General features: G+C 37.6%; 26 protein-coding genes. 5 read left to right on the top strand and 21 right to left on the bottom strand.

Going from position 1 to position 24,988, the window contains the following annotated elements; translation table 11 throughout:
• Positions 1-16: 16 nt before the first annotated feature.
• The 6 genes from F601_RS0103640 to yjbM all read right to left on the bottom strand — a co-directional run bounded on the left by F601_RS0103640 (position 17) and on the right by yjbM (position 4,567).
• Positions 17-772 carry an SDR family NAD(P)-dependent oxidoreductase gene (locus tag F601_RS0103640; protein ID WP_018164311.1) on the bottom strand — a complete coding sequence of 252 codons (756 nt, stop codon included), beginning with the start codon at positions 770-772 and terminating at the stop codon, positions 17-19.
• Entirely contained in the window at positions 769-1,122 is a 354-nt protein-coding gene (locus F601_RS0103635; protein WP_018164310.1) for a MazG nucleotide pyrophosphohydrolase domain-containing protein, read from the bottom strand. Before F601_RS0103635 ends, F601_RS0103640 begins: the two co-directional genes overlap by 4 nt.
• 83 nt (positions 1,123-1,205) lie before the next feature.
• Complete coding sequence (gene pta, locus F601_RS0103630) at positions 1,206-2,189, bottom strand: phosphate acetyltransferase (RefSeq protein WP_018164309.1); 984 nt, start codon at positions 2,187-2,189, stop codon at positions 1,206-1,208.
• 11 nt (positions 2,190-2,200) lie between these two features.
• Positions 2,201-3,094 (bottom strand): RluA family pseudouridine synthase, encoded by an 894-nt coding sequence (locus F601_RS0103625; protein WP_018164308.1) that lies wholly within the window; start codon positions 3,092-3,094, stop codon positions 2,201-2,203.
• Positions 3,091-3,927, bottom strand: a complete 837-nt coding sequence (locus tag F601_RS0103620; RefSeq protein WP_018164307.1) for an NAD kinase — start codon at positions 3,925-3,927, stop codon at positions 3,091-3,093. The genes F601_RS0103625 and F601_RS0103620 overlap by 4 nt, the downstream gene beginning before the upstream one ends.
• Positions 3,902-4,567: a GTP diphosphokinase gene (gene yjbM, locus F601_RS0103615; RefSeq protein WP_026183094.1), complete on the bottom strand. Its 666-nt coding sequence runs from the start codon at positions 4,565-4,567 to the stop codon at positions 3,902-3,904. The genes F601_RS0103620 and yjbM overlap by 26 nt, the downstream gene beginning before the upstream one ends.
• Positions 4,568-4,818: 251 nt before the next feature.
• On the opposite strand from yjbM, the gene F601_RS0103610 reads away from it, so the two are divergent.
• The 5 genes from F601_RS0103610 (at position 4,819) to F601_RS0103590 (ending at position 8,840) form a co-directional block, all read left to right on the top strand.
• The gene (locus F601_RS0103610; protein WP_018164305.1) at positions 4,819-5,388 is read left to right on the top strand and encodes a CYTH domain-containing protein; all 570 of its coding nucleotides are present in this window, start codon (positions 4,819-4,821) and stop codon (positions 5,386-5,388) included.
• Between the two features lie 85 nt (positions 5,389-5,473).
• The gene (locus F601_RS0103605) at positions 5,474-6,448 is read left to right on the top strand and encodes a ribose-phosphate diphosphokinase (RefSeq protein ID WP_018164304.1); all 975 of its coding nucleotides are present in this window, start codon (positions 5,474-5,476) and stop codon (positions 6,446-6,448) included.
• Positions 6,449-6,451: 3 nt separating this feature from the next.
• Entirely contained in the window at positions 6,452-7,579 is a 1,128-nt protein-coding gene (locus F601_RS0103600; RefSeq protein ID WP_018164303.1) for a cysteine desulfurase family protein, read from the top strand.
• Complete coding sequence (locus F601_RS0103595; protein WP_018164302.1) at positions 7,569-7,916, top strand: DUF1831 domain-containing protein; 348 nt, start codon at positions 7,569-7,571, stop codon at positions 7,914-7,916. The genes F601_RS0103600 and F601_RS0103595 overlap by 11 nt, the downstream gene beginning before the upstream one ends.
• Before the next feature lie 279 nt (positions 7,917-8,195).
• The gene (locus F601_RS0103590) at positions 8,196-8,840 is read left to right on the top strand and encodes a redox-sensing transcriptional repressor Rex (RefSeq protein WP_018164301.1); all 645 of its coding nucleotides are present in this window, start codon (positions 8,196-8,198) and stop codon (positions 8,838-8,840) included.
• Between the two features lie 361 nt (positions 8,841-9,201).
• Here F601_RS0103590 and radC read toward each other — a convergent pair whose 3' ends face one another.
• The 15 genes from radC to F601_RS0103515 all read right to left on the bottom strand — a co-directional run bounded on the left by radC (position 9,202) and on the right by F601_RS0103515 (position 24,971).
• Positions 9,202-9,882: a RadC family protein gene (radC, locus tag F601_RS0103585; protein ID WP_018164300.1), complete on the bottom strand. Its 681-nt coding sequence runs from the start codon at positions 9,880-9,882 to the stop codon at positions 9,202-9,204.
• 60 nt (positions 9,883-9,942) lie between these two features.
• Entirely contained in the window at positions 9,943-10,779 is an 837-nt protein-coding gene (locus F601_RS0103580) for a glycosyltransferase family 8 protein (RefSeq protein WP_018164299.1), read from the bottom strand.
• 3 nt (positions 10,780-10,782) lie between these two features.
• Positions 10,783-11,946: an AI-2E family transporter gene (locus F601_RS0103575; RefSeq protein WP_018164298.1), complete on the bottom strand. Its 1,164-nt coding sequence runs from the start codon at positions 11,944-11,946 to the stop codon at positions 10,783-10,785.
• Positions 11,947-11,996: 50 nt separating this feature from the next.
• Positions 11,997-12,881: an alpha/beta hydrolase gene (locus tag F601_RS0103570; protein ID WP_018164297.1), complete on the bottom strand. Its 885-nt coding sequence runs from the start codon at positions 12,879-12,881 to the stop codon at positions 11,997-11,999.
• 12 nt (positions 12,882-12,893) lie between these two features.
• Positions 12,894-13,565 (bottom strand): YczE/YyaS/YitT family protein, encoded by a 672-nt coding sequence (locus F601_RS0103565; RefSeq protein WP_018164296.1) that lies wholly within the window; start codon positions 13,563-13,565, stop codon positions 12,894-12,896.
• A 123-nt stretch (positions 13,566-13,688) separates the two neighbouring features.
• A complete protein-coding gene (locus tag F601_RS0103560) occupies positions 13,689-15,128 on the bottom strand; it encodes a 6-phospho-beta-glucosidase (protein ID WP_018164295.1) in 1,440 nt (479 codons plus the stop codon).
• Positions 15,129-15,627: 499 nt separating this feature from the next.
• The gene (locus F601_RS0103555) at positions 15,628-16,227 is read right to left on the bottom strand and encodes a histidine phosphatase family protein (RefSeq protein WP_018164294.1); all 600 of its coding nucleotides are present in this window, start codon (positions 16,225-16,227) and stop codon (positions 15,628-15,630) included.
• Between the two features lie 11 nt (positions 16,228-16,238).
• Positions 16,239-16,841: a histidine phosphatase family protein gene (locus tag F601_RS0103550; RefSeq protein WP_018164293.1), complete on the bottom strand. Its 603-nt coding sequence runs from the start codon at positions 16,839-16,841 to the stop codon at positions 16,239-16,241.
• A gap of 51 nt (positions 16,842-16,892) precedes the next feature.
• A complete protein-coding gene (locus F601_RS0103545; RefSeq protein ID WP_018164292.1) occupies positions 16,893-18,368 on the bottom strand; it encodes a glycoside hydrolase family 1 protein in 1,476 nt (491 codons plus the stop codon).
• 139 nt (positions 18,369-18,507) lie between these two features.
• Complete coding sequence (locus F601_RS0103540) at positions 18,508-19,431, bottom strand: AEC family transporter (RefSeq protein ID WP_018164291.1); 924 nt, start codon at positions 19,429-19,431, stop codon at positions 18,508-18,510.
• Positions 19,432-19,453: 22 nt separating this feature from the next.
• Positions 19,454-20,278 carry a Cof-type HAD-IIB family hydrolase gene (locus F601_RS0103535; protein WP_018164290.1) on the bottom strand — a complete coding sequence of 275 codons (825 nt, stop codon included), beginning with the start codon at positions 20,276-20,278 and terminating at the stop codon, positions 19,454-19,456.
• A 47-nt stretch (positions 20,279-20,325) separates the two neighbouring features.
• On the bottom strand, positions 20,326-20,940 hold the full coding sequence (locus F601_RS0103530; RefSeq protein WP_018164289.1) for an SGNH/GDSL hydrolase family protein: 615 nt from the start codon (positions 20,938-20,940) through the stop codon (positions 20,326-20,328).
• A 97-nt stretch (positions 20,941-21,037) separates the two neighbouring features.
• The gene (locus F601_RS0103525; protein ID WP_018164288.1) at positions 21,038-22,543 is read right to left on the bottom strand and encodes a glycoside hydrolase family 1 protein; all 1,506 of its coding nucleotides are present in this window, start codon (positions 22,541-22,543) and stop codon (positions 21,038-21,040) included.
• Between the two features lie 82 nt (positions 22,544-22,625).
• Positions 22,626-23,450, bottom strand: a complete 825-nt coding sequence (locus F601_RS0103520) for a Cof-type HAD-IIB family hydrolase (RefSeq protein WP_018164287.1) — start codon at positions 23,448-23,450, stop codon at positions 22,626-22,628.
• A gap of 87 nt (positions 23,451-23,537) precedes the next feature.
• Positions 23,538-24,971 (bottom strand): 6-phospho-beta-glucosidase, encoded by a 1,434-nt coding sequence (locus F601_RS0103515; protein ID WP_026183092.1) that lies wholly within the window; start codon positions 24,969-24,971, stop codon positions 23,538-23,540.
• Positions 24,972-24,988: the final 17 nt, after the last annotated feature.

The following is a 24,988-nucleotide window of genomic DNA, read 5'->3' as shown; positions in this document are numbered from 1 at the left end:
GATGCCTTACACTTCTTTAATCACGATAAACTGGTTGTGGTCCAAAACTTTGAGAAACTGGCATGATTTCAATGCGATTAATATTGACATGTTCTGGTTGCCCAGCTATCCAAGAAACCGTATTGGCGATATCCTCAGACTTGATGGCATGAGCTCCTTGATAAAGTTTATTTGCACGATCATCATCACCTTTGAAACGGACATTAGAAAACTCTGTACCTTCACAAAGTCCAGGCTCAATGTTGGTTACTCGAATTTTGGTCCCAGCTAAGTCGGCACGTAGATTGAGAGAAAATTGTTTAACAAAAGCCTTGCTTGCTCCATAAACGTTGGCTCCTGGGTAAGGAACAGTTCCAGCAGTTGAACCTAGGTTGATTACCATACCACTATTCTTTTTAACCATTTGGGGCAATAGCTGACGCGTCAAATAAGTGAGACCTACAATATTGGTGTTAATCATGGTCATCCAATCAGAAAAATCCGCTTCATAAGCCTTGTCCAAGCCAAGGGCCAAACCAGCATTATTGACAAGTAATTCAATAGCTTTCCATTCATCTGGTAAACTTGCTAGCGCTGCATCAACCTGATCTGTCTTTGTAATATCCATTTGTAGAGGATAGACTGATTCTCGACCAAGTTCAGCTTGTAAGCTCTGCAATTTTTCCAAACGGCGTGCAGCTGCGACTACTTGAAAGCCATCACTTACTAACTTTTCAACAATAGCTTTTCCAAACCCTGCGGAAGCTCCAGTTACCAATGCTACTTTTTTCATTTTGTCTCCTTCATAAAATCAATCAGATTACGCTTGTGCTGGTATTTGACAGCAGCTACTCTATCTTTTTCAATGATGGTATCATTCAATTTGATGTCATTTATAGCTGCAATGGCTACGATATAGTGAATCATATCAGCTAATTCTTTAGCTAATTCACCTTGTAAATCATGCTTATCAGAAAATTTTCGGCCAGTTTTCTGGTTAAGTACTTCAGCAACTTCACCAATTTCTTCGACAAGTTTCATAAAAAGAGATTGCTCCGTCGACTCTTGCCCTTCTTGTTCAAGTCTAGGATGATAATGCTCTAGTAGATAAGCCTCAAGTACATCAAACGTTATTTTTTCCATGTCAACACCTTCACTACTTTAAAAGAGTTTGGGACGAAAAGTTCCAAACTCTATTTTTCTAAATGATTATTTTACTTTAAAAATTATTTTTCTACCGCTTGCGCTGCAGTAATAATGGCAAGTTTGTAAATATCCTCAGCACTTGAACCACGTGAAAGGTCGTTAACTGGTTTATTCAAACCTTGAAGGATTGGTCCAATAGCTTCAAACATACCCAAGCGTTGAGCAATCTTATAGCCAATATTACCTGATTGAAGATCTGGGAAGACAAAGACATTAGCTTTACCTGCAACTGGACTAAATGGTGCTTTGATCTTAGCAGTTACATCATCAAAAGCAGCATCAAATTGCAATTCCCCATCGAGTGCCAATTCTGGAGCAAGCTCACGTGCAAGTTTTGTAGCTTCTTGAACTTTATCAACCTGTGGTGCTCTTGCTGATCCCATTGTTGAGAAACTGAGAAGAGCAACTTTTGGATCCAAATCAAAGATACGAGCTGTTTCAGCGGTGTTAACAGCAATTTCAGCCAATTCTTGAGCATTAGGATCAATATTAATAGCACAGTCGGCAAAGATATAACGTTCATGAGTGTTTTCACGATTCATCAAGAACACACCTGACGTACGAGAAATTCCTGGTTTTGTTTTAATAATTTGCAAAGCAGGACGTACTGTATCACCAGTTGAGTGAATAGCTCCCGAAACCATACCGTCTGCCAATCCTAATTGTACCAGCATAACTCCAAAGTAGTTAACATCACGAAGCAGCTTGTCAGCGTCTTCCATTGTAGCTTTTCCTTTACGAAGTTCTACAAATTTTTCTTTCATTGCTTCGAATTCTGGATATTCTTCTGGATTGATAATTGTGATTCCTGGGTCTGCAAAACCGAATGATGCTAGCAAATTACGTACAGCAGCATCTTCTCCAAGGATGATTGGTTCAATCAAACCTTCAAATTTCAAGCGGGCTGCAGCACGAACAACACGTTCGTCAATACCTTCCGGAAAAACGATTTTTACATTTTTCCCAACAATTTTCCCACGTAAATCACCAAATAAACCACGCATTAATTTAACCTCTATCTAATTTTCTGTAAGTCTAGGATAACGCTATCAAAGTCATCTGTCAAGTGAATACTTTGTGAATTTTCTTTTTTAGTAAATGGATCAGTGAAATTTAAGTAATGACAGTGGAGTGCTTGTCGCTCAATGCCTAGATCCATTCTGCCACCATATAAATCATCGCCTAAAAGAGGAAATCCGATATGTGAAAAATGTACTCGAATCTGATGAGTCCGTCCAGTGTGAAGTCTAATATCTACTAAGTTAACATCCCCAAAACGTTCTACTACTTTATAACTGGTATGAGCATATTTGCCTGATGGATGGACACATCTTGTAATAATACTATCTTCAGGTCGCGCAATCGGAGCGATAATCTCACCTTCATCAGGTAATTCACCTTCGCCTGACACCAAAGCATAGTAGCGTTTCTCAATTACTTTTTTTTGAAGCTGTTTATCAAGCCGAGCATGCGCATAGCCATGTTTTGCAAAAAGCATAAGCCCACTTGTGTCTTTGTCCAAACGAGTAACAATGTGAACCTGTTTATTAGGATAATCTTGCTCTAAATAGTAATTTTTAACAAAATTAGCCATTGTATTTGAGTGCAAGATACTTGGTATACTTGCTACTCCATCTGGTTTATTAATGATTAAAAAATTGTCGTCTTCGTAAACAATATTTAAATCATGTTTTATAGGTTTTAGACTCTCAAATCCTACTTCATCAGGGATTTCGATTGTAACCACATCACCTATGTCCAATAAATAAATGGCGTTTTGTTCAACACCATTTACCCAAATATTCCCTCCCTTGAATTTCACTTTTGCCAATAAGGCTTTTGAAACATCGTGGGATTTTAAAAAAGTTTTCACTTTAGTACGTCTATCTGCGACGTATGAAAATTTCATGAATCTAAATCTCCTATGAAAGCATCTTTAACACGCTCCCAAAAACTTGTATGGAAGGGAGATGCTACGAAATGAATTTTTTTTGAACCAATCCAATACTCAATCTTAGCAACATTCTTGTAGTGAACTGTCTTGTTATCAACAGAAATAGTATACATCCCTTGCCTTTTGGGAATAATCTCAATATGATCTTTTTTAGGAATAATCATAGATGACCCAATAGTACGATATACACGATTATTAATACTTGAAATTTCTGTTAATTGCAGAGCTTCCATAGTTGGATGTAGTATAGCTCCGCCTAATGATTTATTATAGGCTGTACTGCCTGTTGGTGTTGAAACTGATAGACCATCTCCACGGAAACGCTCAAACTTAACATTGTTAATGACAACATCAGCAACCATAGTTTTTTCAATACGTTTAATAGTTGCTTCATTCAAAGCTCGAGATGTAATTGTTCTACCATCTTCAAGAGTAACCCTAACCTTCAACGTCGGATAAGAAATCATTTCACCTTTATCACAACGCAAAGTTTCAATAAGCTTATCAACTTCAAAGTCACGGTAGTCCGTATAAAAGCCTAAGTGACCCGTATGAACTCCAACAAAGCGGACGCGATCCAACTCCTTTTTATACATATGAAATGCAGAAAGGAGCATACCATCACCACCGATTGAAATGACAACATCTGGATTCTTTTTAGAGAGATAAAAATCTTTATCGTCTTTAAAAGCAGCAAATAGTTTTGATGCCACGCGCCTACTTTGATACTTATTGTTTGCAATAATGGCAATACGTGTTGCCCTACCTGTAATATTCATCTGTGTCATCACTATTACCTACACCATCACTTAATTTTCGATTTTCTGCGTCAAATAAAAGCTGCGCTTCTCTGATATCCTCACGAATTTTTCGCATTTCTTCATCCAACTCCAGGGCAATTTTAGCTGTTACTTCCAAGCGTTTCTTTATTTCTTCTGGAAACTCACCTTGATACTTATAATTCAAAGAATGTTCAATGGTTGCCCAAAAATTCATTGCTAGAGTACGAATCTGAATTTCAGCCAGAACCGTTTTTAATCCATGAATTGTGTCAACTGGATATTCAATAATAACATGATAAGAACGGTATCCACTCGATTTCATATTATTAATATAATCACGTTCGTGAACGATTGTCATATCATGACGTTGGCGCAAAAGTGCCAGAACTTCGTCCACGTCATCAACAAACTGAACCATGACACGTAAACCAGCAATGTCTTGTAAATCTTGAGCAATATTCTCAGGTTTAATGCCGCGTACTATCATTTTTTCCTGAATACTATCCACTGATTTTACACGACCTGTAACGAATTCAATGGGTGAATGTTGATTTTGTTTTCGAAATTGCTTACGAATACCTCTAAGCTTTATTTTTAGTTCACCAACGGCTTGTATATAGGGATCAAGAAATGCTTCCCATTCCATGTCGTTAATTCCTCTGTTCATTCTCTTCCTATCCTTGTCAAAAAACTGACTTTTTTATAAAATGAATGTAATATATATTATACCATAAATGGAAGCATTTAATAATCATTCACTTTTAAAATTATTTTACATCCTGCTTTCGTTAAGTCATTGATTTTGGTAAAAAAACGAATCAAAGATATTGCTATTAAAAAGTGATTTTATTATGATTTGACCACAAAACCAAAAGAGATTAAAAAAGGAAAAGATCTATGACATATTTAGAAATTGAATACAAAACCTTGCTCAATAAAGATGAGTTTCAACGTTTAACAGCTTTATTTTCACACGTGACTCCAATCACACAGACCAACTACTATTTTGACACTAAAGATTTCGACATGAAAGCCAACCGCATGTCCCTACGCATTCGAACTTTGCCTGATCACGCCGAAATTACGCTCAAAATTCCAAAAGAAGTTGGAAACCTCGAATATAACCACGAGTTAAGTCTTTCAGAAGCAAAACAAATCATTAAAACGAACCAATTTCCTGAAATAAATATTATTGATCTTATTTCACAAAAGGGTGTCAATCCTGCCGATCTAATAAATTTTGGACACTTAACAACAACAAGGCGTGAAACTGAGACGTCAATTGGATTAATGGCTCTTGATAGCAATCAATACTCAGGAATTAAAGATTTTGAATTGGAACTCGAAGTTAGTGACCCTGAGAAAGGGAAAAAAGATTTCGATCAATTTCTTGAAGAACACGATATCAATTTCAAGTATGCAAAAAGTAAAGTCGCACGATTTAGTAATACATTGAAACGAAATTAATTGGATTGGTAGAAAAGAACTGAAATTTTCAAGAAATTTTGGTAGAATAGAATAGATAAAATAGATGAAGGAGCACTAAACTATCATGGCTGAACATTATGCCACACCACAACTTAAGCTTTTCTCTTTAAGCTCAAATACAGAAATCGCAGAAAAAATCGCCACTGCTGCTGGTCTTAAACTTGGAAAAGTTTCATCTCGCCAGTTTTCTGACGGTGAAATCATGATTAATATTGAAGAAACCGTTCGTGGTGATGATATTTATATCATTCAATCAACAAGTTATCCTGTAAACGATAATCTTTGGGAACTTTTAATCATGGTTGATGCCTGCAAACGTGCAAGTGCTAACACAGTAACTGTTGTTATGCCATATTTTGGTTATTCACGCCAAGATCGAGTTGCAGCCTCACGTGAACCAATTACAGCAAAACTTGTCGCTAACATGCTTGTAAAAGCTGGTGTTGATCGTGTTGTCACACTTGATTTGCACGCTGTTCAGGTTCAAGGATTCTTTGATATTCCAGTTGATAACCTCTTTACTATTCCTTTATTTGCTGAGTACTACAACAAACTTGGTTTAAGAGGTGAAGATGTCGTTGTTGTTAGTCCAAAAAATTCTGGAATCAAACGTGCTCGTAGCCTAGCTGAATACCTCGATTCTCCAATTGCTATTATTGATTATGCTCAAGATGATTCTCATCGTGAAGAAGGCTATATCATTGGTGAAGTTGAAGGTAAAAAGGCAATTCTTATTGACGATATTTTGAATACTGGTAAAACTTTTGCTGAGGCTGCTAAGATTCTTGAACGTGGTGGAGCCACTGAAATCTATGCGGTTGCAAGCCATGGGCTCTTCGCTGGTGGTGCAGCAGATATCCTTGATACAGCTCCACTTAAAGAAATTATTGTAACAGATTCTGTTCGTACTAAAGAACGTGTTCCATATAATCTGAAATACCTTTCTGCTGCCGAATTGATGGGAGATGCACTTGTTCGTATTCACCATCGCGAGCCACTTAGCCCACTTTTCGCTTATAGTGCTGAAGACGAGGACTAAGTCATGATATATTTCGATAATGCGGCAACTACTGCTTTAACTCCTACTGTAATTGAAGCTATGACTGATATCATGACAACAGACTTTGGTAATCCTTCTAGTATTCATGCCTTTGGTAGAAAGGCTAGTCATCGGTTGCGTACTTATCGTCAAACCATTGCTAATATCTTAGGAACCCAAGAACGTCAGATTATCTTTACTTCAGGTGGTACTGAGAGCAATAACACTGCTATAAAAGGTTATGCACTTGCTAATCAATCAAAGGGTAAGCATTTAATAACAAGCAGTATAGAACACCATTCTGTTCTCCACACAATGGCATACCTAGAGGAACGATTTGGTTTTGAAGTTACTTATATCACCCCTGTTAACGGAGTGATTACTGCTCAGCAAATCGCTGATGCTTTAAGAGATGATACCATTCTGGTCTCCCTTATGTATGCTAATAACGAAACTGGCGATATCCTTCCGATACCAGAGGTTGGAGAACTCTTAAAAAATCATCAAGCTGTTTTTCATGTCGATGCAGTTCAGGTCGCTGGAAAAATTAATCTTAAACCCGAAAATCTCGGAATTGATTTATTGTCTGCTTCTGCTCACAAATTTCATGGTCCAAAAGGCGTTGGTATTCTTTATTCTAATTCCCTCCACATGGATAATCTCTTACATGGTGGAGAGCAAGAGGAGAAAAGACGAGCAAGCACTGAAAATATGATTGGTATAGCTGGCCTAAGCCAGGCCATGCTAGATAGCCATAATAGCATTAAAGAAAACTATCAGCATGTTGAAGAACTCAATAAAGTTTTCTTTGAAGAGATTAGTGGTCTAGATTATTACGTTAATGGGAGCGAATATCGTTTACCTCATGTCATTAATTTGGGATTCCCAGGAAAAAATAATGGTATCTTATTAACTCAACTTGACTTGGCAGGTTTTGCCGTATCTACTGGTTCTGCTTGTACTGCTGGAACTGTGGAACCAAGTCACGTTTTGGAAAGTATTTACGGAACTGACTCCCATCGTCTTTCTGAATCTATTCGCATCAGTTTTTCAGAACTAAACACTGTTGATGAAGTTAAACAATTTGCACACAAACTCAAAGAAATCGTAGGAAAATACCATGGCATTTGAAAAAGAAATCCATTTGGCTAATTGCCTTTATAGCTATGCTATTGGCCAAAATATTAAAAAATACACTTTACGCGATAATACCTTTAGCGAAACAAAAATTGGAAACTATGAATTAACACGCTTGTTGGAAAAAGTTCCTAACTCAAATGATGGTTTCCCTCTTAAAATCACTATCAATAAAGACTTAGATGCATTTAAACTTATGATTACTGATAAATCAGGCTTGCGTGCTGTTAATATCTTTAAATCAGAAGATAATAAGATGTTGCAAGATAAATTCTATTTCCTCATGGATAGTTTAGTAGAGCGTGGTATTTTCACTAAAAAAGAGGCATAGTTTTTAATATACTAGCTCTTTAGCTGTTGATTTCAAATTATATTGAGAAAAAATAAAAAGATTAAAAGCCGAACAAATTAGATATAGAAATTGCTATCTATCCTATATTTGTTCGGCTTTTATTATTTTGTATTCAAATACTAATCTCCAACCATCTTAAATCTCGTATTATTCTACTTTTTATAAAGTTTTTGCTTCTTCATTTACAACTAAATTTTGTTGCATTTTTCACAAAGTTTATTTACAATAGAATTAACTACTATTCAAGGAGATTATAGCATGGCTATTGATAAATCTATTCCTAAGGCGACAGCAAAGCGACTGTCTCTCTATTATCGTATTTTCAAGCGCTTTTATGCTGATAATATCGAGAAAGCTAGTTCAAAGCAAATCGCAGATGCGATGGGTATTGATTCTGCTACTGTACGTCGTGACTTTTCATATTTTGGTGAGTTAGGCCGCCGTGGATTTGGTTATGATGTTAATAAACTCGTTAATTTTTTTGCTGATATTTTGGGTGATCATTCAACAACTAATGTTTTGTTGGTCGGATGTGGTAATATCGGACGTGCCTTACTCCGCTATCGGTTCCACGATCGAAATAAAATGCAGATTGCATTAGCCTTTGACGTTGACTCAAATCCATTAGTTGGTTCAAAAACAGAAGACGGTATTCCAATCTACGGCATCTCTAGTATTAAAGAACATGTTGAAGAGAATAATATTGAGACTGCAATTTTGACAGTTCCAAGCGATCAGGCACAGGAAGTTGCTGAAATACTTGTTGAAGCTGGTATTAAAGGAATTCTCAGCTTTTCACCTGTTCATTTACAAGTGCCTAAAGATGTTATTGTTCAATACGTTGATTTGACTAGTGAGCTTCAAACATTACTATACTTCATGAATCAATCTTCAAAGAAATAAATACAACATGAGGTTGGGCAAAAGCGCCCAGCCTCTCCTCTATAGTATAGTTCGTCGTAACATCAAAACGCAGTAGCCTAGTGAGTTTCAGTTCATCATTTCATGACTTCTAAAACTCTACTAGGCCTTGCGGGGGTGGGATGGCGAACTCTTTTTGTTAAGATACAAAGCCGTTAAGTGACACAAGGCAAAATAGGAAACGCAACGACGAAGCTTGCGTCTAGGCGTCGTTTATACCTAAAGGTATCCACACCTGTAATCAGCTGAAGCTGAAACAGTTGCGTATTTTTTTGCACAGTGTCGTAGGCGAGTTCAATTAGGCTTGGTCGGGTTCTGTCCCACTCCTATTTTGTATATTTAGTTATAGAACATCGGTTTCCTCACGGAAACTGTAGTAGGCATTTTTTCCAACTATGAGATGATCAAGACAAACAATGCCTATATCTTCGCAAGATCGTTTTATTTTCTCAGTAAAGATAAGGTCGTTCTCACTTGGTTTTGCTGAACCAGATGGATGATTATGAACAATAATAACTGACGTAGCCATATTCTTGCAAGCATGATATAAAATTTCTCGAGGCTCTGCTATGGATCGTCGTACAGAGCCAATAAAAATCGTTTTTTGCTCTATTATACGATTTTGAGTATCTAGATATAGGGCAACTAAATGCTCTTGCTTCTTATCACCGAGTTCAAGCATCATTTTTCGGGCTAGTTTTTCACTGCTCATAATACGTTCTTGCTGTGCGAAATCAGCTTTACTAATTCGTTTGGACAACTCTAGCATAGCTTTTATTTCGATTGATTTCACCTCTCCTATTCCTTTTATTTGTTGCAATTCTTGCAAGGATAGGTGATTGAAGTCTGCAAGACTCGTCAAACTCTCTAAAATATCCAAAGAAACTTCCAATACTGGTTTAGATTTCGTACCAGTTCTTAATAGAATGGCTAAAAGTTCTTGATTACTAAGTTTCTCTGCTCCTAGATCCATTAATCTTTCTCGAGGTAATAGGGCCTCTTTTTTCAATTCAATTGTGTACATAAAACACCTCCACTTACTATATTCGTAAATGAAGGTGTTTTTAATACTATAAAATAAAGTTTATTGATTATTTTTTTCGATTTTCATTACTCGATGTTGGTAATGTTTATAAAGAGCGCTGTATCTGCCACGATAAGATTTTTTCCATGGCTTGTCTCGTCCACAAAAATGTAAGAAAACGGTATGTTCAATTACCCAATCCAAATCCCATTTACCCGAGCTTCTTGTAAAATAAAGGGCGTTATATCGAGCATCATAGTTATAGATTTGATCTGGGATTTGTTTTGTGCGATGTCCATACAAGGCATTTAATACGTCTTGATCTGGCAGAAGCAAACGCAAACTATTCTGTGCAATATAGTCTAGAATATCTTTTCGACTGACTTCTTTTCTTATAGTTTCCAAATTCATTAGGAGCACACCTGAATTAAAATAGCTCTCAGCTTCAAAATTTCTTAAGCGCAGCTTATTCACCAACTCAGGAATATTGGAATCAGATGTATGACTTGCTGCTGCATAAAGCTTATCTGTCAAATCCAGATTATAGAGCTCTGAGATATCATTTATGCAGAGAATATCAGCATCTACATAAAGTATACGGTCAAGATTCTGAGGTAAATAGTCATGGGCTAAAAGTCGATAGTAAATCGTCTCAGGATAACGATCGGTTGTGGGCGCATCTTCAAATGCTTCTTCTCCAATTACAACTGGACAATAAGTGATACCTAGTTGCTGACAAAAAGAAGTGATATTGTCATGAGATTCAAGTTTACCCTTCTGTAGGACATAAACGTTGAAGGACTTCTGTCTTGAATTTTGAACAATAGAATAGAGCGTCACTTTGAACTGATTGACATAACCATCATCGATTGAAAACAATAAATTAAATGGTTTCATCTCTTAGTCTTCCTCCACTTCGGCTCTTAAATTGGCTTTTGAAATGCTTTTTGAGTTTTTTTGAGAAAGCTGACGCTTATGAACGTTATCTTTAATAACTTGATAGATAGTTGCTGTTAATGGGACGGCAATCAGCATTCCTCCGACACCCCATAATGTTGCTCCAAGTGTAATTGCTAAGAGCACCCACATTCCAGGAAGTCCGATTGAACCACCAACAACACGAGGATAAATGAGATTCCCCTCAAATTGCTGAAGAATAACCAAAAAGATGACAAAGGCTACAGCTTGATTTACAGATTGAGTAGCTATCAAAATAAACCCAATTGTTACACCAATATAGGCACCAACAACTGGAATTAAGGCAGTAAAGGCAACTAGTACACCTATTGTAGCAGCAAAAGGCATCTTAAAGAGTGTCATTCCAATAGCTGTTAGAGATCCTAAAATTATCGCTTCAAGTGTCTGACTGACAAAGAAACCATGAAAGCGTTGATGTAATATATCTACAAAATAGTGGACATTTTTGGCAAATCGCCCTAAATAAGTATCCGTTAACAATGTAAATTGTCTTCCCAATTGTTCTTTATTTGCCAGAACATAAAATGAGAAGATAAGACTCACAAAGACATTTAAGACGGTAGAGGCTATTGTTGTTACAGAGATTAAGACATTTGTCAGAACTGCTAAAACTTGTTGTAAAATTTGTTGACCGTAACTGGTAAGAGTAGCCGACAAATCTGCATCTTTTCCTACATACTGTAACAGTTGACTAATAAGCTTGTTTTCTCCTAGCTCACTAATGAATGTTGAAACTGCTGTTGGATCAATTTTACTTAGTGCAGAAAGACTCGATATTAAATCAGGCAAAACAATTGAAAATAGCCATACAATGGACAAAATGAAAGTCAAATAGGCTAAAATCATAGAGATGGCTCTTTTAAACTTTAATAGCCAGGCGACTTTTACAATACGTGTGTAGAGATTCTCATAAACACTCATAACAATATTAACAACATAGGCAATTGCCGCCCCAATCAGAAAGGGAAATGCCGCATTATATATTTTTTGGAGGATGCCTGCCCCAGTGTTCCAGTAAGACATAATGGCAAAGCAAACCACAAAGGCTAAGACGACGTAATATACCTGCTGTTTTTCAAATTTCATAAAAACTCCTTTAGGCACTATTATACACTATAGAAAACATTTTTTCAGAATTAGTCATCTAAAAATCTATGGAAAAATGCTATGTTGTCGTCATTACAAATTTTGGCATCTTTCAATTTTAAATTAAGGTGGAAGACATGCTTGAGACGATTATTTTTATTACCATACTTATTGTAGGAAAATGGCACTTCTACTTCTGTTAGGAATTCAACCAAGAGTGGGGCATCCTTTTGCAAGAAATCTTCTACGGCTGTGCTGATGAATGCAGGCGGGAAGTTTGAACTAATACCTTTTAAGACGTTGATTTGTTCCAATTCTTCAGTATTTCCACCATTCGGTAAAAAGTCTTCCATGAGGAGTTTTGTTAAACCTTGGTCTTCCAAATCAATTTTGTAAGCTCCGCAGTGCAGTCCGACGGCCGAGAGTGTTAAAGACTTTGGACTTGTAAAGGAGTATTTGGATGCAGCTTGTGGATTGGTTATGATATTGGCATAAAGGCCTAGGATATGGGCTCCTGCTGAATCACCCACAGCGAAAACCTTGGTCTTGTCTAGCTGATAAGCGCCAGCATTTTCCATAAGCCAAGAAAAAACAAGATTGGTGTCTTCAAGGGGGGCTGGGAACTGAAATTCGGGAGCCAGACGATAGGTATAACAAATGACTGCGTAGCCTCTCGAAGCTAAATCAGCAGCATAAAACTGATAGCGTTCCTTATCACCATAGACCCAACCGCCACCATGTACCACAACGATGACAGGAAGAATCTCCTTAGCAGTTTTCTTAGGTCTATAGAGATCCAGGCTCTGCCATTTATCATCCTGGCCATAAGGAATATCCTTAGTAATTGCTAGGCCATCTGGCATAACCAAGCCAGCGTCTCTGCGGTCATCGCTTTCTCCAAATTGGAGACGAATTTGATCTGAAACTTGAGACATTGAAATTCCTTTCTATGAGTTAACTTTAGCATAAATCTTTTCTGAAAAGGGATGGACGAGGGCAATAACACGCCCTGTCGTCACCATGGCAACAAAAGTCCCCAGTCCAATTCCCATCAGTCCCCCACTAAATCCAAAACCTATCACTAAGGCTAGTATTATAGAGGAAAAATCTAAAAGATTCTTTCCGAATCCAAAATTTTTACCCAATGCAAAGCCAATGGTATTAGCAAGGCCATCCGCAGGATTAGGGATAAGCTTCATAGCAATAGTTAAGGAGGCACCTATTCCGGTTAAGGCAATAGCACACAATAAGAGGGTGATACGACTCACTAAACTATCTGGTGTTGTAAAAATCCCATCGAAGACTTGCATAAAGAAACTAGATAGAAAACTAGCAATCACCTGCATAACTTGAGCAGATTCAAAGTTTCTTCTTAGAATCAGAAACTGAAGAAAAATCAAAAAACAATAATAGAAAAAGGTAACTACTCCCAGTGGCATTTGAAATATCTGCGAGATATTATAAGGAACAGAAACAATCGGGGAGATCCCAAGTTGTGTTTTGGTATTTAAACAAATGCCTGCAGATAAAATAATAGTTCCCAGTAAATAAACTAAGATTTGATTAAACGTAATTTTCTTTGAAACCACAACTTCTCCTTTAAATAAGATACAGGCCATCTATTTGATAACTCATCTAATAGCTTTATTAGGCTGATTTTAACAGCTTTTCCATTCCTAGTCAACTCTCTTTTTGACCACATATTAAAAAGAGGGGCTAAGAATAGGCCACTCTAAATTTCATTAATCAATTTTGCTTCCGTTTGAGGCAATGACTTGTTTGTACCAGTCAAATGATTTCTTCTTAGAACGCTTGAGAGTTCCATTTCCGTCGTTGTCTCTATCCACATAGATGAAGCCATAACGTTTTTTCATCTCACCAGTTCCAGCTGAAACAAGGTCGATACAACCCCAAGTGGTATAACCAAGGAGCTCAACGCCGTCTTCATTGATTGCCTGATTCATAGCCTTAACATGTTCACGCAGGTAGTCTATGCGGTAGTCATCTTCAACATAGCCATTTTCATCTGGTGTATCGACAGCACCTAGACCATTTTCAACGATAAACATTGGTTTTTGATAGCAATCCCAGATGGCATTTAAAGTGATACGAAGACCGAGCGGATCGATTTGCCATCCCCACTCAGATGCTTCAAGATAAGGGTTCTTAATTGAGGCAAAGATATTTCCAGCTGTCTTTTCCTTCTCTTCCGGATCGCCAGATGCTACACGACTTGAATAGTATGAGAAAGAAACGAAATCAACGGTATGTTCCTTGAGAAGAGCCAAATCTTCCTCAGTCATTTCAACCTTGAGGCCAAGGCGTTCGAATTTCTTCTTAGCATAGTTTGGATATTCACCACGCGCTTGCACGTCTATAAAGAAGTAATTTTCACGGTCTTCCTGCATAGCTTCCCAGTAATCACGAGGATGTGCCGTATTTGGATAGTATTGACCAGCTGCCAACATACAACCCACTTTATTTTCTGGGTCTACTTCATGGGCGATTTTTGTGGCAATAGCTGACGCAACCAGCTCATGATGGGCTGCTTGATATTTAACCTGCTCAACGTTTTCACCTTCTTCAAAGTAGAGACCTGCTCCCATAAATGGCGCGTGAAGAATCATGTTGATTTCATTGAAAGTTAGCCAATACTTAACCAAGCCTTTAAAACGAGTGAAGAGCACACGGCAAAGACGTTCGTAGAATTCAATAAGTTTACGATTGCGCCAACCACCGTATTCCTCAATAAGATACATAGGACAATCAAAGTGAGTAATGGTTACAAGTGGTTCGATGCCATATTTACGGCATTCTTTAAAGACATTTTCATAGAATTGAAGCCCTGCTTCGTTTGGTTCAAGTTCATCACCTTTAGGGAAGATACGAGTCCAACCGATAGACATACGGTAGGTTTTGAAGCCCATTTCAGCAAAGAGAGCAATGTCTTCTTTATAGTGATGGTAAAAATCAATAGATTCCTTAGCTGGGTAGAAATAGCCCTCTTCAAAGTCAAACATTTTCTTTTGACCAGCAATGATTGGGAATCGGTCTTTGCCAATTGGGACAACGTCTACGTTGGCTAAGCCACGACCATCAACATTGTAAGCTCCTTCGCACTGGTTGGCAGCTGTTGCACCACCCCATAAAAATCCTTCAGGAAATGCTTTTAATTCTGTCATAATGAAACCTCTTTCATTTTTTTATTTCTTTAAGTGTATCAAATTTTATAAAAAGTAACTGGTGAAATCCTTTGGAAAACTTATACTATACTATCAAAGTCACATATTTCCTGTTATTCATAGATTTCCTTGGCTAGCAGATCAATAATGCTGACCAGATCAAATCTTTCTTTAGTCAATTGGTACTTAAAAATACAACAATTTGAGAAATGTAATTTAGGGTGTCAGTAATACTCAATGAAAATCAAAATTAGAGGAGGCAAGCCGACGCAGACATACCTGATGGTAGGCAAGAAGGCTTAACAATCTATCATTTTGATTTTCGAAGAGTATAAGATGAAGTGATGCAAAGAATGACAAAATAGCACCTGCGTGACTGACAGCTAAAACAGCCTGGACTTCTTCTGCTCTTCTGTTTCTTGTCTGAAAGCTCTTCATTCGACTATAGTTGGTTAAAAATAGTCTATTCATGGCGCATAAGATAAAGAGTCTTGGTCATTTAATCTTCCTTGTGAAAGAGTACTTGCTGATTAACGGGATCATAGATAGAGATTAAATCGTAAGAATTTTGATCTACTTCAAAATGCAGAATGGCACAGTTAGACATTCTGACTTGGGGTGGTTGTGGTAAAACACCACGGTAGAACTGAGCAATAGCAGCACCGTGACTGACTGCTAGTATGGTCTCTCCCTCATGGTGCTTAGTTAAGATTTGACTAAGCGTCTCCTTCATTCTTTCCCTAACAGCCATTGAACCTTCACCAGAATGCTGAATAAAGTAATCACCATATCCAATCCCAGGTTGCAAGGGAGGGTTCAAACTCTCAGACTGTCCCTCAAAAGTTCCGAAGTCCATTTCCTTCAATCCTTTTAAGCGGATAATATCAGTCCTTCCCGATACAAGCTCAGCTGTATCAACGGCACGCTCTTGTGTTGAAGAATAGATGGCATCAAAGTCTATATGTGCAAGATAAGCTCCAGCCTGTTTAGCCTGTTCAATCCCAAGATCTGTCAGAGGACTATCGCTAGCACCTTGAATGCGTTTCAAGTGATTAAAACGTGTTTGGCCATGGCGCATTAAATAGAGTGTTTTGGTCATAAGCTACCCCCTTAAAATTCATGGATTTGGAAATCTTTTGTCGGTAGGATGAGTTTTCTTAGTCTGTAGTCTGACTCATGAATATCGAATTCACAAATAGCACAATTTGAGAACCCTACTCCTGCTGGGAAGGTGATATCTAGCTCTAGACAGAGCCCCCACATGGTGACCCCATGACTAACCATGAGTAAACTTTTATCATTTGTTGCTGAGATGACAGAATCAATGGTAGACTTAGCACGTTTTCCAACATCTCTGATATCTTCGCCACCAAAAGGAACTAATAAATCTTCAAAAGAAATGGCTCCTGGACGAAATTTGGGTAGTAGCATTTCTGGTTGGGCTTCAAAGGTGCCAAAATCCATTTCTTTGATACCTTTTAATTGGGTAACTGCATCTTGTTCAGATACTAATTTGGCTGTATCAGTTGCTCTTTCCTGAGTTGAGGAATAGACCGCATCAAATGTGATAGATTCTTTGACAAAGTATTCTTTGGCCAATAGGGCTTGCGCTCTGCCATTTTCCGTCAGAGGAGAATCACAGGCGCCCTGAACACGACCTTGGGTGTTAAACAAGGTCTCTCCATGTCGCATGAGGTAAAGTTTTCTAGTCATTAATAATCTCTTTTCTAAAGAAACTCAGTTGACTGGCAACTGAGCTCTATTTTAATCATTCAAAATGTTTGCTGCATTTGATGCAATCAAATCTTTGTAGTAGAAGAATGAATCTTTACGTGAACGGTCAAAACTACCATTTCCTTGATCATCTGCATCAACATAGACGAAACCGTAACGTTTAGACATTTCTGAAGTTGATGCTGAGACGAGGTCAGTACAGCCCCACCATGTGTAACCCATGAGTTCTACACCGTCTTCGATGGCTTCATACATTTGCTTGACGTGTTTTTCTAAATAATCGATGCGGTATTGGTCATGGATAGAACCATCTTCTTCCACTTTATCAAGGGCACCGAGTCCATTTTCAACAATGAAAAGCGGAATTTGATAGCGATCATAAAGTTTATTGAGGGTGACGCGCAGACCAACTGGATCGATTTGCCAGCCCCAATCAGAAGCTTCCAAATATGGATTGGCTTCACCTAAGATCAAGTTACCAGCAGTTGCTTTTTGATCATCAGTCATATTATTTGGATGACGAGTTACAGAAGTCATATAGTATGAGAATGACATGAAATCAACTGGATATTGTTTAAGTATTGCTTCGTCACCTGGCTCAAACTTGATGTCAATATTATTTTCCTTGAAGTAACGATTCATGTAGCGTGGGTATTCACCACGAACTTGAACATCCGAGTAGAAAAGATTTGACTGGTCTTTTTGGATGGCATTCATGATGTCATCTGGGTGGCAAGTTGCAGGATAAGCTTCCATACGCGCCAACATCATCCCAACTTGATAGTTGGAATCGATTTCATGGGCAGCTTTTGTAGCCAAGGCTGACGCTATAAATTGATGATGGACAGCTTGGTACATTTCATCCAAGTGTAGTTTGCCATCTTCAAAAAGAAGCCCGCCAGACAAGTAACCAGTCATACCAAGAATATTAATTTCATTAAAAGTCAGCCAATATTTGACTTTTCCTTTGTAGCGATTAAAGACTGTTTCAGCGTAACGCACAAAGAAATCAACGACTTTACGGTTCTTCCATCCACCGTATTCAGTCACTAAATGAACAGGGAATTCATAATGAGACAAGGTTACAAGTGGTTCAATGCCGTACTTGTTGAGCTCATCAAATACTTTATCGTAGAATGCTAGTCCTTCTTCATTTGGTTCCAACTCATCCCCTTTAGGGAAGATACGAGGCCAGGCAATAGAAAGACGGAAGGTCTTGAAGCCCATCTCTGCATAGAGGGCGATGTCTTCCTTATAGCGATGATAGAAATCTGAACCCCAACGCTTTGGATAGAGTCCTTCTTTATCATTAATAGCGAAATCTAAACGTTCTCTATTCATAGGTGTAGTGAATTCGCCACCCATGGTCTTACGTTCCTCAGGCGCTACTGCACGCGCAGTATCTGATGTTGCAAATCCGCGTCCACCTTCGTTAAATCCACCTTCGAATTGGTTAGCGGCTGTTGCGCCACCCCATAGGAATCCTTCTGGAAATTGTTTTGTCATGATAATACCTCGTTATTTAATCTATTAAGATTATAACTCTAAATGTAACCGTTTTTCTTGTCTAATGATACGAAATATTGGTACTATAACACTATTTTACTTCCAAAGTTAGTGACTTTGATTTATGCTCTGCTATTTTCTAAAAAAGAAAATTGCTGATGGCGAAAATAAAAGGTATGCTAATTAAGCTAAATAAAGTTGACAATCCTACTTCTGCGACAGCATCATCTGTATTTCCTTTAGCTTGAATTGTAAAGATAACAACAAGGCTAGGAGCTGGACAAGCAGCAATCAATAGGCTAGCTGTGTAATTAATGCCTTCTAAACCAATTAATTTGAAAACCATCATTGAAAGCAATGGAAAAACAATATTCCGGAATAAAACAGAAGTTAGAACTGTCTTATTGAACGTTTCTTTTTTTAATCTAGCGTTTGCAAGTGTAAAGCCAATAATCAGCATTGAAAGAGGTGTGTTTGCATTTCCTAGATAAGTAAGTGTATTCCCAATAATTGAGGGAATGTTAGTTGATGTAAAAAATAAACAAAGTCCGATTATAATGGCAATGACATTTGGATTTAAAAATATACTTCGTATCCTATCTCCAAAAGACAAGTCTGGCTGAAAAAGACTAGAACCATGTGTCCAACAGAAGATATTGTAGACAATCATTGAGATAACTGCATAGAGCACTCCATCTTGTCCGATAACCGCACTAACAAGTGGAATACCTATAAAGCCAACATTATTATAGACACTGGCAAAAATAGCGCTTCTCCGACTATCTATATTGCTTAGTTTACTAAAGGTTAAATGACTAATGACAATTTCAATTAAATAAATGGCAACAACACCTAAACCAACCAAAAAGATGATATGAAGAATATCATCTGTAATAGGTCTTTGCAAAGCCATAATAATCAAAGCTGGACTAATGATATTAATCAGCAGAGCTGTTAAATCATCTGAAGATTCTCTACGAATGATTTTTAGTTTGCTAGCTAACACACCAAATCCCATTAGTAGAAACATGATAAAAATCTGGCTTATTAAAGTTGTAAACATAACAACCTACTTTCTATCAGCATTAAATTTGTGTTAATAATTGCTCAATTACTTGTAAAACCCCAGACTCTTTGTGATGTGGTGCTAAAAAAGCAGCAACTTCTTTCACTTCTTTAGGTGCATTTGCCATAGCGTAGGAATTTTTAGCTAATTGTAACATTTCTATATCATTCCCACCATCTCCAAATGTCATCAAATTCTCTGAACTTAAGTCATTTTTATTCATAAGTTGTTGCAAGCCCCATGCTTTATGGATACCAGTCTGAATGATATCAATAGTACCATATCCACTTGTTGTTGCAGTTAAATTTCCCTGAAAACTATTATTAAACCTTGCGATGATATCAGCACAGGCTTCAATGTCAACCATCATAGATATTTTAAAAATCTGATCTTCGGGCAAATCATCAAAACTATCTAAAACTTTTATGCTTGCCGTCAGGGCTTCCAACTGCTTTTCATCAATCATATGGTTTGTTTCTGGAAAATTAGCTGCTGCTAACATGTAAGAATTATTTTGTCCAGCCAACATTATTCTGTATGCTGCGTGGTTTCCTTCAAAATAATCTAAAAATTGTTTAACCAACTTTCTGTCAAGTAAGTTTCTGGCGATAAGATCACCCTTATCAAGAACTAAAGAACCATTCTCCGCCACAAAAGATAATCTATCTGTAAGTCCTTCAAACATCATCTCTAAACGTGGCATACTATTACCACTTGCAACAACAAATGAAATATCTTTTTTCTCTAATTCAACTAAAATATTTTCAAAACGCTGTCTGTCGTATTTTCCTCTTTCATTGAGAAATGTGCCATCCATATCGCTGGCAATCATTTTTATTGTCATGGATTCAACCTCCATTAGTATTCTAATACTAAACAAATTATATAAAGCTATAGGTATTTTCTTATTTCCTCAGCAAGTATCTCATATGCTTTAGATGTTAGATGTAGACCATCTTTGGTATAGATGGCCTCTAAATTTCCTTTCGCATCCAGAAGTAAACTATATAAATCAACAAACTCTACTCCTGCCAAGTTTGACAAACTCAAATTAAGTTCACGAATAGCTTTATTGCTTCTAATTTTCACACGATCTTTGTAGATTTCTGACTCATTGACTGGCAACACTGAAATAATATAGATTTGTGTAGCAATGGATTCACTTTTAATTTCTGAAATTATTTCAATATAGTTATTGATGATATCACTAATTGAGTAGCCTAATCCGAGGTCATTGGTCCCAAGCCATATAAACACTTTTTCGGGCTCCAAAATCCAGACCTGTTCTTCTAAATGTTCTAATAACCATGTCGTATCTATTCCGGCGATACCTCTGTTTATCAAGGATAAATCTCTGCCTAAATATTTTTTTATAGGGAAAAAATCGGTAATTGAATCACCTGCAAAAACATAACCGCCTTTTTCAAGTTTCTGATTTTCTTTAATAAAACCATCTAACTTAGAGTGATGGTAAGCTCGTAATTCTGGGCTAATAACTTCTTTCATTTCAAATATAATTCCTATTTATATTTTTTATAAAAACCAAAATCCCGCATATGCAGGATTTTGACTCTTTACTTGTTTTCTCCAATGAAGTTCTGTACTATTTTTCTTCTGCTTCCTGGATAGCTTTCTGTCCATTGCTTGCAAGGACGTCTTTGTACCAATAGAATGAATCTTTTGGAGCACGTTCCATTGTTCCATTTCCAGCATCGTCCATGTCAACATAGATGAATCCGTAGCGTTTACGCATTTCACCAGTACCTGCTGAAACAATATCGATACAGCCCCAAGTTGTGTAAGCAATCAAGTCAACGCCGTTTGCAATTGCATCCGCCATGGCATTGATGTGTGCACGGTGGTAATCAATACGGTAGTCATCGTGGATTGAACCATCTTCTTCAACTGTATCAAAGGCTCCTAAACCATTTTCAACAACCATAAGCGGCACTTGATAGCGGTCATAGATTTTTTCAAGATAGTATTGAAGTCCCATTGGGTCATGTGCCCAACCCCAATCTGAATAAGTCAAATATTCGTTGCGAGCACCCATTGAGAAGTTACCAGATACTTTATCTTTTACTTCATGCGTTGTCACCAAGCTTGACATATAATAAGAGAATGTGTACATATCAACTGTACCATTTTTAAGGTCTTCAAGATCTTGTTCAGTGATGTCGAGCTCAACATTGTGTTCTGCCCAAAGTTTTTTAGCATAAGAACCATAAGCACCTTTAACTTGAACATCACCACAGTAGTAAATACCTGATTGCCATTTGTGCTCTGCAGCTAGGATATCAGCGGGATCACATGTTGCAGGGTAGAAAGTAATTCCACAAATCATGTTACCAAACATAAAGTTAGGATTGATTTTTTTACCAAGTTGAACTGTTTTAGCAGATGCAACAAATTGGTTGTGAAGCACTTGATAGCCTTCTTGATAATCAGCATCAGTTCCATTACTTCCCATCATATCAAGGAACATAGTTGTGTTATTGATTTCGTTGAATGTTAACCAATATTTAACGAGGTCCTTGTATTCATTCATGATAACTTCAGTGTATTTAACATAGAAATCAATCAATTTACGGTTTTTCCAACCACCATAATTTTCTTCAAGGGCTAAAGGAGTGTCGAAATGCCAAATAGAAACAAGGGGTTCAATGTTGTATTTACGACATTCTTCAAAGACCGAACGATAGAAATCAAGCCCTGCTTGGTTTGGAGTTGCATCGTCTCCATTTGGGAAAATACGTGCCCAGGAAATTGATAAACGGAAGATTGAATAACCCATTTCAGCGAAGAGTTTGATATCTTCTTTATAGCGATGATAAAAATCAACAGCTTTATGGTTAGGATAATAGAAATCATCCAAAACCGCATACTTTGCACCTTCAGGGATACGAGCATTGTGTCCCATTCCTCCAGATTTACCTGGATTACCATCTTTATCAATATAAGTTGTGTAACGCGGTGAATCAACCGTTCCACCTGTTGTCACGTCTGTCTGAACCAAACCGCGTCCGTCTTCATTATAAGCACCTTCTGCCTGGTTAGCTGCAATCGCTCCGCCCCATAAGAAACCTTTTGGAAATTCTTTAACTGCCATTATTTTCACCTCAGTATTTTTATGATACTAGTATAGCTTGTTTTGAAAATGCTTTCCTATAAGATATTACGGAAAAGTGGTACTATCCTATGATTCCCTCTAATTTGTTTAAATATTCCTCAATCGCTTGTAAAACACCATCCTCATTATTTGAAGATGTTTGAAAATTTGCATGCGCTTTTACGTTTTCAGGTGCATTTGACATGGCGTAAGAATATTTAGCAAGTTTGAGCATAGACAAGTCATTTTCACCGTCACCAAATACCATTAGATTTTCAGATGTTAGCCCCCATTCATCTAAAAGACGTTGCAAAGCCCAACCTTTATGATATCCTTTGGTGATAACATCAATGCAACCAAAACCGCTTGAAGTCCCAATCAATGAACTAGATTCAAAATGATGATTTAGAGCTACTTGAATCTCTCTAGTTAATTCTGGTTCCATTAATAAAACGGATTTAAAGAAATCATCTCTTGGAATCGGACTGAATGAATCAACTAATTCCAATTTGGGCAAATAATATCTCAAAGTTTTCAAGGAATCTTCATCATTAGATTTCAGCATGTAAGCTGAAGTTTTCCCAGTAAGTGCTATAACGGTTTCTGGAAAATTTGATTTAATGAACTGAACAAGCTCTGCTATTTCTTTATGAGACTGAAATATCTCAAACAAAGTTTCACCTTGATGAACAATATGACTTCCATTTTCACCAATAAAGGTCAGATTATCTTTTATATCTGGAAAACTTTCAACCAAATGACAATATTGATTGCCACTTGCTACCACGAAATGGATATCATGCACAGCCATTCTCTCTAAAAGCTTGTGAAAGCGCACATTATCATAAGTTTTTTGGTCATTCAAAAATGTACCGTCCATATCTGTTGCAATAAGCTTTACTGTCATAGTCGCCTCCGTTTTATTTCTATAATTAAGTATACACTAAAAATACAAAAGCGCTATAGAAAGCGTGTTACTAAAATAGAAAAATAATTAAAGGTTCGCACCGTTTGACGCAGTAACTTGCTTGTACCAAGCGTAAGAATCTTTCTTGCTGCGTTCTAGAGTACCTGAACCGTCATTGTTGCGGTCAACATAGATGAAGCCATAGCGTTTCTTCATTTCACCAGTTGTGAAGGATACACAGTCGATACAGCCCCAAGGTGTGTAACCCCAAAGCTCAACGCCGTCTTCTTCGATGGCTTTTTCCATTTCTTGAATATGGCTGCGCAAGTAGTCAATGCGGTATGGGTCATGGACAGAACCATCTTCTTCTTTGACATCAATGGCACCAAAACCATTTTCCACGATGAAGAGGGGCAATTCGTAGCGTTCATAAAAGGCATTGAGTGAGTAACGGAGGCCTTCTGGGTCGATAGCCCAACCCCAATCAGATTCCTTGATGAATGGATTGGTCACTGAGTGCTCATTTCCACCGCTGGTATCTTCAGACACATCTTTGTGAGCTGTCGAGTCAACTGTGTTAGACATGTAGTAAGAGAAGCCGATATAATCCACTTTCCCTTGAGCCAATACTGCTTTATCTTCTTCAGTGATGTTAATGTCGTAACCTTTGCGTTCAAACATCTTAAGGGTATAGCGCGGATAGTGACCGCGAACTTGCACATCACAGAAGGACCAACGGTCATGCATCATTTGCTGCGCTAACACTTGGTCAGCAGGACGAGCTGAGAATGGGTAGATTGGCACCATGGCAATCATGTTACCGATTTGGAATTCAGGATTGATTTCTTTACCAATTTTAACTGCTTTAGCTGAAGCAAGCAAGGTATGGTGACCACAGATATACATCGCTTCTTCAGGATTGTCATAATCACCAAAGTGAGCACCTGAGTTGGTCCAACCGAAAATATCATTGTGATAGTTCATTTGGTTGTTGATTTCATTGAAGGTCATCCAATACTTGACCTTGTCTTTATAACGTTTGAAGACAACCTCTGCAAATTTGACGAAGAAATCAATGGTCTTACGATTCATGAAACCGCCGTATTCTTTGGCGATATGGTAAGGCATTTCGAAGTGAGACAAAGTGATGACTGGCTCGATGCCATATTTGAGCAATTCATCAAAAACATCATCATAGAATTGCAATCCTTCTTCATTCGGCTGGTCTTCGTCACCATTTGGGAAAATGCGTGACCAGGCAATTGAAGTACGGAAACACTTGAAACCAAGGTCAGCAAACATAGCAATATCTTCTTTATAACGATGATAGAAATCAATGCCGACATGGTTTGGATAATAATTACCCTCTACCACGCCATCAGTAATGACGCGAGGCACACCGTGGGCGCCAGCTGTCATGACGTCTGCTACAGAAAGTCCTTTTGATGTTTCAAGAACACCACCTTCGAATTGGTGCGCAGCTAATGCGCCACCCCATAGAAAATTATCTGGAAAAGCCATAATGTAAACTCCTTTTT

Source organism: Streptococcus henryi DSM 19005, assembly GCF_000376985.1.
Classification (GTDB): Bacteria; Bacillota; Bacilli; order Lactobacillales; family Streptococcaceae; genus Streptococcus; species Streptococcus henryi.
Note: the sequence above shows the minus strand (reverse complement) of the source record. Positions and strands in the feature narration are given on the sequence as shown.